General features: G+C 43.5%; 9 protein-coding genes. 3 read left to right on the top strand and 6 right to left on the bottom strand.

The annotated features are described in order from the left end of the window. Positions 1-109 precede the first annotated feature (109 nt). Positions 110-580 carry an Lrp/AsnC family transcriptional regulator gene (locus tag ACQ86K_RS18215; protein WP_022832833.1) on the top strand — a complete coding sequence of 157 codons (471 nt, stop codon included), beginning with the start codon at positions 110-112 and terminating at the stop codon, positions 578-580. A gap of 126 nt (positions 581-706) precedes the next feature. On the opposite strand, the gene ung is transcribed toward ACQ86K_RS18215, so the two are convergent. After that, on the bottom strand, positions 707-1,384 hold the full coding sequence (gene ung / locus ACQ86K_RS18210) for a uracil-DNA glycosylase (RefSeq protein ID WP_091162704.1): 678 nt from the start codon (positions 1,382-1,384) through the stop codon (positions 707-709). Positions 1,385-1,455: 71 nt separating this feature from the next. On the opposite strand from ung, the gene ACQ86K_RS18205 reads away from it, so the two are divergent. Beyond that, positions 1,456-2,004 (top strand): hypothetical protein, encoded by a 549-nt coding sequence (locus ACQ86K_RS18205; protein ID WP_091162705.1) that lies wholly within the window; start codon positions 1,456-1,458, stop codon positions 2,002-2,004. A 60-nt stretch (positions 2,005-2,064) separates the two neighbouring features. Here ACQ86K_RS18205 and ACQ86K_RS18200 read toward each other — a convergent pair whose 3' ends face one another. Continuing rightward, the gene (locus ACQ86K_RS18200) at positions 2,065-2,283 is read right to left on the bottom strand and encodes a hypothetical protein (RefSeq protein WP_090527160.1); all 219 of its coding nucleotides are present in this window, start codon (positions 2,281-2,283) and stop codon (positions 2,065-2,067) included. A 234-nt stretch (positions 2,284-2,517) separates the two neighbouring features. Continuing rightward, positions 2,518-4,239 (bottom strand): lysine--tRNA ligase, encoded by a 1,722-nt coding sequence (gene lysS / locus ACQ86K_RS18195; RefSeq protein WP_091162706.1) that lies wholly within the window; start codon positions 4,237-4,239, stop codon positions 2,518-2,520. Between the two features lie 213 nt (positions 4,240-4,452). Here lysS and ACQ86K_RS18190 point away from each other — a divergent pair, with 213 nt between their 5' ends. Beyond that, complete coding sequence (locus tag ACQ86K_RS18190; protein ID WP_091162707.1) at positions 4,453-5,346, top strand: SMP-30/gluconolactonase/LRE family protein; 894 nt, start codon at positions 4,453-4,455, stop codon at positions 5,344-5,346. A gap of 859 nt (positions 5,347-6,205) precedes the next feature. Here ACQ86K_RS18190 and ACQ86K_RS18185 read toward each other — a convergent pair. The 3 genes from ACQ86K_RS18185 to ACQ86K_RS18175 all read right to left on the bottom strand — a co-directional run bounded on the left by ACQ86K_RS18185 (position 6,206) and on the right by ACQ86K_RS18175 (position 10,942). Next, entirely contained in the window at positions 6,206-7,648 is a 1,443-nt protein-coding gene (locus ACQ86K_RS18185) for a DNA/RNA non-specific endonuclease (protein WP_091162709.1), read from the bottom strand. 436 nt (positions 7,649-8,084) lie between these two features. Continuing rightward, positions 8,085-10,661 (bottom strand): M16 family metallopeptidase, encoded by a 2,577-nt coding sequence (locus tag ACQ86K_RS18180; protein ID WP_431198499.1) that lies wholly within the window; start codon positions 10,659-10,661, stop codon positions 8,085-8,087. Beyond that, on the bottom strand, positions 10,658-10,942 hold the full coding sequence (locus tag ACQ86K_RS18175; protein ID WP_431198498.1) for a hypothetical protein: 285 nt from the start codon (positions 10,940-10,942) through the stop codon (positions 10,658-10,660). The genes ACQ86K_RS18180 and ACQ86K_RS18175 overlap by 4 nt, the downstream gene beginning before the upstream one ends. Positions 10,943-11,196 lie beyond the last annotated feature (254 nt).

Raw genomic sequence — 11,196 nt, 5'->3', positions numbered from 1 at the left:
TTTAGACTAATCTAAAAAAATAAACGTTAGGAAATATGTTTTCGTTGAAGTACTTTAACGAAAAATTAAATTTTGCGAAGCAAGGAAAATACTATATTTGCATACAACTATGGCCGCCGAATTAGATAAAATAGACCTACAAATACTCAAGATTTTACAGGAAAACGGAAGGATAACCAACCTCCAGTTGTCTAACGAGATAGGGCTTTCGCCAGCACCTACTCTTGAACGCGTGCGTAAACTTGAGAACGCAGAATACATTAAAAGCTATCATGCGCTGGTAGATGAAGAGAAGTTAGGATTAGGAATCAAAACCTTTATCCAGATCTCCCTTGATTTTCATCAGAAAAACACCATTCAAACTTTTTTGGATGAAATTAAGAATATTAAAGAGGTAACCGAGTGTCATCACGTAACTGGCCAGTGTGATTTTCTGTTAAAGGTATACGTACGCGACATCAAATCATACGAGCAACTCATCATGGAAAAGATTAGCCGTATTACTGTGGTGAAAACTTTCCAAACAATGATGATCATGTCTACCAGTAAAAAAGAGCCTATAGTGCCGCTGGAGTATTAGGTAAGAGTCAAGACTATAAGAATCAAGAGTCAAGAAGAAGGATTAAATATCTTTTATTTCTTGACTCTTTTTATTTTCAGACTTTTTTAAATCTTGTTTCTTGACTCTTGGCGTCTTGTCTCTCGCTCAATGTATTTGCCAGTCAATCTCTTCTTTCCCTTCCTTTTTCAATATCTCATTAGTTTTTGAAAATGGTTTGCTGCCAAAAAAACCACGATCGGCTGAGAAAGGCGAGGGGTGCGGAGAGCGAATAATAAAATGTTTCTTCTCGTCAATCAAAACCGCTTTTGATTGGGCAAAAGCTCCCCACAGTATAAACACGATACCTTCTTTTTTATCGGAAATGGTTTTGATTACTTCATCGGTAAATTCTTCCCATCCTCTTTTTTGGTGCGAACCTGCATTGCCTGCCCTAACGGTTAGTGTAGCGTTCAGTAACAACACACCTTGTTTAGCCCATTCTTCGAGGTTGCCATGTGCGGGGATTTTAAATCCGGGAATATCGTTTTGCAGCTCTTTGTAAATGTTTATTAATGATCGGGGAATAGCAATGCCCTTTTGTACTGAAAAGGAAAGACCATGGGCCTGGTGAGCGCCATGATACGGGTCCTGCCCTAATATAACTACTTTAACATCATCAAAAGGTGTAGTATTGAAAGCGTTGAAAATTTCGCCGTTTTTGGGATAAACAACTTGCCCTGATTGCTGCTCTTCTTTTAAAAATTGTTTAAGTTTTATCATGTAAGGTTTGTCAAATTCCTGTTGTAAAACCTCAAGCCATGATGGTGGTAATGCAATCGCCATAAATATTTATATAGAAGTTGGTTTAGCGTACAAATAAACAGATATTTGCGCTAATATTAGTATCACAAATTATGTCAAATATTGTTCGGTTAGTTATTGCTTGTGTAGTGATGGGTGCGGCGGTTGCCCTTTGTGCATTCGGTTTTTGGGGATGGGGTATTTTTGTTCTGTTAATGGGCGGTATTATACTGCTTAGCTTCTTCTTTAACGAGAATATGATCATCGCCCAGTATTTTTTGCGTAAGGAAAATTCTGAAAAGTCAGAAGTATGGTTGTTGAAAATTACCGATTACGAAAAACAGCTGCACAAAAACCAGCACGGTTACTACAACTTGCTGATCGGTTTGATCGAATCACGCAAGGCGCCAATGAAATCAGAGAAATACTTTAAGAAAGCTCTGTCGCTGGGTATGAAAATGTCGCACAATATAGCTTTGGCGAAGTTGAGCCTGGCCGGCATTTCAATGGCTAAGCGTAACAAGCGCGAGGCGCAAATGTATTTGTCAGAAGCTTCAAAAGATGACAAGAACAAGTTGCTTACCGAACAGATCAAAATGATGAAAGGCCAATTAGCCCAGATGGATAAGCAAGTAGTAAGAGGTGGATATCGTCAGTTCTAAGAAAAAGAACAGATAGGAAAAGGTATAAAAAATAAAAGGGACGCGAAAACCGCGTCCCTTTTATTTTTCTTCAATGGCGCTGAAATAATCAGGCGTAGCTGAATGGTTTTGATAAGGCTGAACGTAGCTGTCTGTGTATGATGAATATTCAGATTCTTCAGACGGGTTGGCCACTTCAACAAGCTTCAATAAACTCCTGATGAACGACAGGTTAAAATTGCTCCTGTTAAGTTTGATCAGGTATTCGTTTTCGGTGATCTCTAATATTGAGTTGGTCATGATATTTGTAATATATGTTTATTACAATAATAGCTAACTCTTTTTAAATGAAAGTATTATTTTTTTTAAGCTTTTGTTAAGAAATTATAACCGCTGAATGGAGGGATTACGCTGATTGCGTTGATTTTCTTGATTGAAAGATTTTACGATTGATTATAAACTAAAATGGCCTGCACGAAGCAGGCCATTATTAAATATCAGGGTAATCCGAAAATCCTACAAATCAAGGTTTAATTATTCAAACCAAGCCATTACCTCTTCTTTGGTTGGCATGGTAATATCGAGTTTTAGTTTTTTACGCATCCCGCCAAGATCATTAAATACCTTGTTGGGGTTAGCTGCTTTTAATTCTTCAACGGTATTAAAGCCCATTTTATTCAATACCGGTACCCATTCAGCTCGTACGCCAATATTTATAAAATCATCGGCGGTAGCTACTTTAGCTTTTTTCTCCGGGCGCATTTGCGGGAAGAACAATACTTCCTGGATGGTGCTTTGATTGGTCATCAGCATTACCAGCCTGTCGATACCGATACCTAAACCAGATGTTGGCGGCATGCCATATTCAAGCGCACGTAAAAAATCGTCATCCATGGCCATAGCTTCGTCATCACCGCGACCGGCCAGGATCAGCTGCTCTTCCAAACGCTCACGCTGGTCGATAGGGTCATTCAGCTCCGAGTAAGCATTTGCTATCTCTTTACCATTTACGAATAACTCAAAACGCTCAACCAAACCTTCTTTAGTACGGTGCTTTTTGGCAAGAGGGGTCATTTCGATAGGGTAGTCGGTAATATAAGTAGGCTGGATCAGGTGATGCTCAACTTTAGCGCTGAAAATCTCGTCGATCAGTTTGCCTTTGCCCATGCTTGGGTTTACTTCTATTTTTAGTTCTTCGCAAACATCGCGTAAGCCTGCTTCGTCCATTGCAGATACGTCAATACCGGTGTATTTCAGGATCGAGTCATACATCGATAATTTTTCGTACGGACCTGCAAAGTTAATTTCATTGCTGCCAACCTGTACAACCGGGATTCCGTGAACTGCTTTGGCAACAGTTTCCAGGCATTCCTCAACCATGGCCATCATCCATATATAGTCTTTATAGGCTACATAAATTTCCATGGCGGTAAACTCCGGGTTGTGGGTGCGGTCCATGCCCTCATTACGGAACATTTTGCCAAACTCATAAACACCGTCAAAACCGGCAACGATAAGTCTTTTTAAGTAAAGCTCGTTGGCAATACGTAAAAACAAGGGCATATCCAGCGTGTTATGGTGCGTTGCAAACGGACGGGCCGCTGCACCACCATGCACAGGCTGCAGGATTGGGGTTTCCACTTCCATCCATCCCTGGGTATTAAAGTAATCGCGCATAGCGCTGATCACTTTCGAGCGATTGATAAAGATCTGTTTGTAATCCGGGTTAACGGTTAAATCCACGTAACGCTGGCGGTAACGCAGTTCAGGGTCGGTAAAACCATCATGGATAGTTCCGTCCTCTTCGCGCTTAACAACTGGCAGCGGTTTCAGAGATTTTGAAAGCACAACGAGCTCACGTACGTGAACCGAGATCTCGCCCGTTTGAGTGAGGAACACATAGCCTTTTACGCCAACGTAGTCACCAATGTCCAGCAGTTTTTTGAATACAGTATTATATAAGGTCTTATCCTCGCCAGGGCAAATATCATCGCGTTTCAGGTAGATCTGCACACGACCGGTTGAATCCTGCAGTTCGGCAAAAGAAGCGCTGCCCATAATACGACGGGTCATGATGCGGCCGGCAATTACAACATCCTGGTAGGCCTCGGGTTTATCCTTAAAATTATCGGCTATATCCTGTGCCCAGGCGTTAACATTAAAAGCTTCGGCAGGGTAAGGGTTAATTCCCAGTGCACGTAGCTCCTGTAAAGATTTGCGGCGAATGATCTCCTGTTCGGATAATGCAATACTCATGTGATGTACGGTATTTTAATAAAGGTGCAAAAGTAAGGTTTTTTAAGTTATCACGCTATCACACCGATCAAAAATGTGTTTGGTAAGCGTAGTCAGGTGGGTTTATCTTCAATCCTACAAAACTACCACTTGTATCAAATATTTTACTCCTTTAAAATAATCGGTCTCAAAAACATATTACTTTAGCAAAACCATTATAACATTCCGTAAACCATGAAAAAAGTCTCTACTTTCATTTTATTGATATCGGCGCTCTCTGTTAAAGTGTTTGCACAAACCGATGCCAATTTGTACGACCCCAATACAAAACCCCAACTGGTTGCCAAACAATTCTCCTTTACCGAGGGGCCGGCTGTCGATAAAAAAGGCAATGTGTTTTTTACAGATCAGCCCAACAACAAGATCTGGAAATATGATACCAATGGCAAGCTTTCTGTTTTCCTGGATAGTGCTGGCCGCTCAAACGGGATGTATTTTGATAAAAAAGGGAATCTCATTAGTTGTGCCGATGCCGATGATCAGCTTTGGTCTATCAGCCCTAAAGGAAAGGTTACTATTTTGCTGAAAGATTACCAGGGGCATAAGTTTAACGGCCCTAATGATGTTTGGGTGCGCCCGGACGAGGGCATCTATATAACCGATCCCTACTATCAGCGTGATTACTGGACCCGTAAACAACCCGACCTCGACGGACAAAAATTATACTTCCTGGCCAAAGGCAAGGCACCGGCTGTTATGGTTGATGATAAGTTTGTGCGTCCTAACGGCATCATCGGAACTCCGGATGGTAAGACTTTGTATGTAGCCGATATCGGCGATAACAAAACCTATCGTTACGATATCAATAAAGATGGTACATTAACCAACCGCACCCTGTTTATCGCTATGGGCTGCGATGGTATGACAATAGATGAGCATGGCAATATTTATATGTGCGGCAAAGGAGTTACCATAGTTAACCCTAAAGGCGAAAAGATTGGCCACATAGATATCGATGAACCGTGGACTGCCAACATCTGTTTTGGCGGAAAAAACAAAGATGTATTATTTATAACCGCATCAAAGGCAGTTTATACCTTTAAAATGAATGTAAAAGGAGTGGATTGATCCGGTCACTATACTATCAGTATACCCATGACAAAATAAAGTAAGGGTCATCCTGAGTGATTTAAATCCGCTGGAGTCTGAAGGCAATGACATCTCTTCCACGTCATTGCTGAGTTACGAAGCAATCCCTTTATCGGCAGACAAGGTGCTTAGTGGTATTGAACTTGCATTGTCGCGCTCTTAGCCGCGCGGGGCCAGGTACTTTTGTCTTGATACAAAAGTACCCAAAAATCAAGTCAGCAGGGAGGCTTCTTTGCGCTCACCCACTCCACAGCCCGTCGCGCGGGCCTTTGCCCTGCAAAACGGGCAGAACCACGGGCTGCAATTATTTTGCCCCGCTACGCTCGCGCTTTCCCAATGCTTCTGCAAAAACTTGCTATGCCCCTTCCTGCACTCAAGACCACCATTGTTCTGCCCGCTTTCACCCGAAGCTTACCTGCTGACGGGAGCATCCTTAATTTAATTATGTCATGGGTAGCTTGTCGAAGCATGGTGGGCGGGACTCTGCGCGCGAGTCTTCGACAAGTTCAGACTGACAGGCCTCTTTTGTCATTTCACCTTTGGAGTTCACAGGATTTAAATATTTAGCAAGACAAACACCAGGTGTTCAATTTTTAAAAGTGTGAACACTTGTTGTTTTTGTCTAAATTTTAACCGCTGATAATCAATGTTTTATAAATATAAAGAAACGCCCAATAAGAGAATTTGAACATCTTGGTGCTGATAGTCAATGTGTTATGATATTGAGCTTCTGAAAGTTGAACACCCCTTTTTTCAAAAATTGAACACCCGCGAAAAAGCCAATAAAAAAGCCGGAAATATTATATACCCCCGGCTTCCTTTTTCAATTACCAATTTCTTATGTTCCCGAGGCTCCGGTATCTACCTTAACTTCAAGCGCTGTTCTAACCGCAGTTGGCAGGCTTGAGAGCAGGGTATAACCTGTTGCTCTTTCAATATCCTTGATAGTTGTTATGTACTTGGTCCAGTCGGAGTTGATGGTGTTAACATTAGGGGTGTTTATCGCGATAACCCTGGTTGAAGCGGTAACCCTCGCAACGTCGCCGTCACCTTTGGGGATGATCAGGGCGACTTTCCAAACGTTGCTGGGTACATTTACGTGGCCATTATTGATGGTACTGGCAGTCCCGTTTGAGCCTGTTCCCCCTGTACCATAGCTGCCCATAATTATGTAAACCTCGTTACCGGCCGCCACTTGTTCGCGTAGGTAATTTTCAAGATTGGCCCAGGTTTGCTGGTTATTTTGAGGCGCCTGCGGTATCATATTGGTCATCAGGAAGGTTGATGAGTTAGCGTTGGTTGAACTGGTACGATCGGCCGAGGGACAGTTATGCCCCCTGTCGAACCCGCTGCCCGAATAGCTGTTGCTTTCTACCTGGTACCAACCAGCAGGAATCCCGCTCCAACCTGCAAAATTATCCAAACGACCAGTCGCATTGGTGGTATTGGTCGCGTCAAGGTGCCAGCTTACCCAGTTTGGTTCGCCTTTGGTGGCGTTGTATGATTCTACGTAATACTTCTGGTCTATCAGGTAGTTATCCTTAGATGCCAGTGTTGAAAGGGCATTTGAGGGGTTGCCAAAAAGCAGGTTGCTATTATCGCCGCTTGCAGGCGGGGCGTCGGCGCCGGCAGTAACGTCCCTTGGTGTTGCTGAGTTTGATGTGCCGGTAGTATCGCCGCCGCCTGTATCGGGTATGCCAACGGTGATGCCCGGATCGCCGGTACCCTTAAAGGTAATATCGTCAATATTGATGCGGGTTGTGCCAGCTTTTTTGATCTCAAACCTAACTTTACCCGTAACGCTCACTTTAAATGAGTCGGTTACCAGTGTGGTATTGGTTTCAGTAATATCGGTACCTACCTGCGTGTAATTCGCCCCGCCGTCTGTCGACATTAGCAACTGCCAGGTCGATGTGGCATCGCTGCCATATTTACCGTGTTTAATGTATAAAGTAGTAAGGCCTTTGATATCAAAATTCATCGCGATATCCCCGGTACGCAGCCTTACAGATTTACTGCCATCTTTAAGGTCGGCAGCGAGATTGCCTATCAGGGCATCGCTAAAATTCCAGCTTCCGGTGCTTAGGGTTACATCGGCTGCTGCGTAGGCGGTTTTACTGCCCTGTTCAAAACCTTCGGTAATGGAATAAGGAACCGGGGCAGGAGGGCTTGCTGTAGTATCGCCGGTTTTGGGCGGGATAGGCGAGTTTTTAAGGTCTTTGGAACATCCGGCAAGGGTTAAAGCTAAACCCAGGCCAATAAGTAGGTTGTTAATTTTCATAATGTTGTTTTTTATGATAGATAGATAATGCATAGCAAATGCGTTTACGCTGCGTAAATTTTTAAACCGGAAAGATTTAGGGGAACTAAAAGAAACAGGAGTAGGCATTCACATGCTCCTCTTGAGATATTATTGTGGCTTTACAAGGCCGGTGCAGTGCTTGCACACTAATAGTTAAAACTTAAATATTACCGTCACCGCATTTGGCAGTTGCCATAAGCACTATATCAACTTTTCAAAATTGAACTTTGTGTATTCAATTTAGGTTAAATCAATGTTAGTAAATAGGTTTTGAATAGTAACTTTTCAGTTGCAAAGCAGCGGTACAAACAACACCAGCCGGGTTGGTGCTTGATTGTAAAGGATTGATTTTTAAAATAAAAACCCTTATACCGGTTAAGGTATAAGGGTTTTATCCGCCAGTTGTTAGGTTAATTTATTGTTTTGGCTTGCCATCGGCATCAAGTTCAACAATCGGGTAGCCCAGTTTTTGCAGGCCCGGATAGATCCTTGCCTTATCGCCAACAACCAAAATGATCATGTTGTCGGGATTGAGGTATTTGGAAGCAAGCCCATTGATCTCGGCGGGAGTAATGGTCGATAGTATCTTGCTTTGCTCGTCAACAAAAGTAGGTTTAAGGCTGTACTCCTGGATGCGCGATAAAAACGCCGCTTTTTGCGCGTTGGTTTCATAACGACGGGCATCACTCTGGCCGATAGAAGTTTGGGTGAACTTCAATTCTTCGGGTGTAATCCCGGTTTTTTGGTAGTTGGTGATCTCCTTCATAAACTCAACCACCGAGCTATCGGTAGCCGTAGCCAATACGCCGGCCGAAGCGGTGAAGTCGCCGCCATATTTACCCGAACTGAAAGATGAACGGGCTCCATATGTCCAGCCTTTTTTCTCACGCAGGTTAAGATTGATGTGACTGTTGAAAGCGCCTCCTAAAATGTAGTTAGCTATGTTCAGCTTATAATAATCGTCTGTTGCATCATAGTTTAGTTTATCCAGATACCCAATACGGATCTCAGATTGTGCCGCGCCTGGGATATCAACCAGGTATAAAGTGGTTTTATCAAATGTTTTACCCTCAGCAGGAGCCGGGATGGTCACCTTTTTATCCTTCCAGGTATTGAGGAAAGCGAGCGCGCTTTTTGCAGATGCCTCGCTAACATCGCCTACCACAACAATTTTGGTTAACGATGGCGAAAAGTTTTTATCGTAATAGTCCTGAACATCCTGCAATGTTATACCTGCAACAGTTTCTTCATTACCGCCCGCGGCGTAAGTGCGTACGTTATCGGTACCATAAAGGATTTTGCTGTAAACTGTGCTGGCTACGCCTGCAGGTTGGGTTTTAGCTTGTTTAAAGCCTTCCAAAGTTTGCTTCTTGATCCTGTCGAGCGCGTCCTGGGTAAATTTCGGGTGATATAACCTTTCTTCGAGCAGGGACATTGTCTTGCCCAGGTTTTTGGTAAGCGACGATACCTCAGCATCAATCTGATCTAAACTGGCATAAAAAGTGATACTGCTGCCCAGTTTATCCAGTTCGGAGTTGAAATCTTCGGCAGTGTATTTCTGGGTTTCTTCATTCATCATACGGCCGACAATACCTGCCAAACCCGCTTTTGATGGGTTGTTGATGGCAAACAAACCACCGCCTTTAATAGAGATCGACATAGATACCGATGGGATCTCGTTATTTTGAGTACCGATGATATTGATGCCATTTGGTGTATTGGCCGACCATATAGCCGGAACTTTAATGGCCGGGTTAGGGCCAACGCCCGGTTTTGCGGCACGATCAAAACTATCTTTAGGCTTGTGATAGGTTAAACCATTATAGCCATAATCCGGTGCTTTGTAACCTGTGGTATCAACAGTAAAATTATCGGGTGCTACAGGTTGCAGGTTACCGCCTTTAGGCAATACGCTTAATATTACCGCCGGTTTACCTTTAATGTACTGGTTATAAACGCGCATTACATCCTCTTTGGTTACCGCCCGGATAGCAGCCAGTTCGCGGCCGATCTGGTTAGGGTTACCGGTAAAAGTTTGCGCCTGTGCCAGTTCAGATACTTTACCGCTTACGCTCGATAAGCTGTTGATGTAATCGGCTTCGGCGGTGGCTTTAAAGCGGGCCAGGTCATCGTCACTTACACCTTTTTTCTCAAACTCGGCTAATGATTCGTCTACCAGTTTTTTGGCATCAGCCAAAGTTTGACCAGGGAAAGGTATAACCCGCATGCTGATCTCACCGGCCAGTTCAGTATTGGATGAACTCATGGTGGCCTGTGCCGCCTTACGGGTTTTTACAAAGTTTTTGTAAAAGATAGAGTTACGGCCCTGCCCGATGATGGCCGATAAAGCATCAAGCGGCGACATGTCTTTATCATAGATCTTTACGCCGGGATAACTTACAGATAACAAGGGGAACTTGGCGTAATTATCCGTGTAGGATACATACCTGTCGGCCTTTAACACAGGTGCAGGTAAATACATATTCTTTACCACAGGACCTCTTGGGATGCTGCCGAAATATTTGCTCACCCAGGCAAGGGTTTGTTTTGGGTTAAGATCGCCGCCAATGGTTAGCGTGGCATTATTAGGGCCGTACCATCTCAGGAAAAAGTTTTTAAGATCGTTTACGCCTACTTTATTCAGCTCCTCAATATAGCCAATGGTAAGCCATGAATAGGGGTGGCCGTATGGATAAAGTGTTTTTGATGCATACTGGCTAACTAAACCGTATGGGCGGTTATCGTAGTTTTGCCCGCGTTCGTTTTTTACGGTTGCACGCTGCACCTCAAATTTTTGCTGGGTAACAGCGTCGAGCAGGAAGCCCATCCTGTCCGATTCCAGCCAAAGCATTTTTTCCAGCTGATTGGCGGGTACGGTTTCATAATAGTTGGTACGGTCGCGGTTAGTTGAACCGTTTAGGGTACCGCCTGCTTCGGTAATGATCTTAAAATGATCGCCATTGGCTACATGATCTGATCCCTGGAACATCATGTGCTCAAAAAGTGAGCGAAGCCCGATTTACCGATCTCCTCACGCGCCGAACCTACGTGATAGGTGATATCCACATGAACCAGCGGATCGGAGTGGTCTTCGGCCAAAATAACCGTAAGGCCATTAGGTAATACATATTTTTCATAGGGGATCACCAGCTCGGTTCCCTTACGGGTAACCTTTTCAATAAGCTTTGGTTGCGCGGCGGTTTGGGCAACCGCGTTAAACGCCAGTACAGCAATTGATGGAGTGATCAATGCATGCTTTAAAAGTTTGATCATTTGTGTTAATTGTTTAAGTATTAGTCAGTCAACCGGTGCTTCGTTTGGTAAACACCGGAACCACTATATTAAGCAATATATACTACTGGTTAATATTATTGCGATGTAATTTGATTTGTGTAACGGATTTGTGACGGGTGTGGCGTGTATTTTTCAATTCCCTCCCTGAAAGTTTAAGCTCACCCGCAAAATAATGGTCAAATAGCTGTTGCCAATTTAGTAATCAGGTTAGTTGAACCCCTCTGGGGTTCGGA

The sequence above is a fragment of the Mucilaginibacter sp. P19 genome (assembly GCF_050632265.1).
In the GTDB taxonomy this organism is placed as follows: Bacteria; Bacteroidota; Bacteroidia; order Sphingobacteriales; family Sphingobacteriaceae; genus Mucilaginibacter; species Mucilaginibacter gossypii.
The sequence above is the reverse complement of the archived record's forward strand: the minus strand, read 5'-3'. Positions and strand labels throughout refer to the sequence as shown.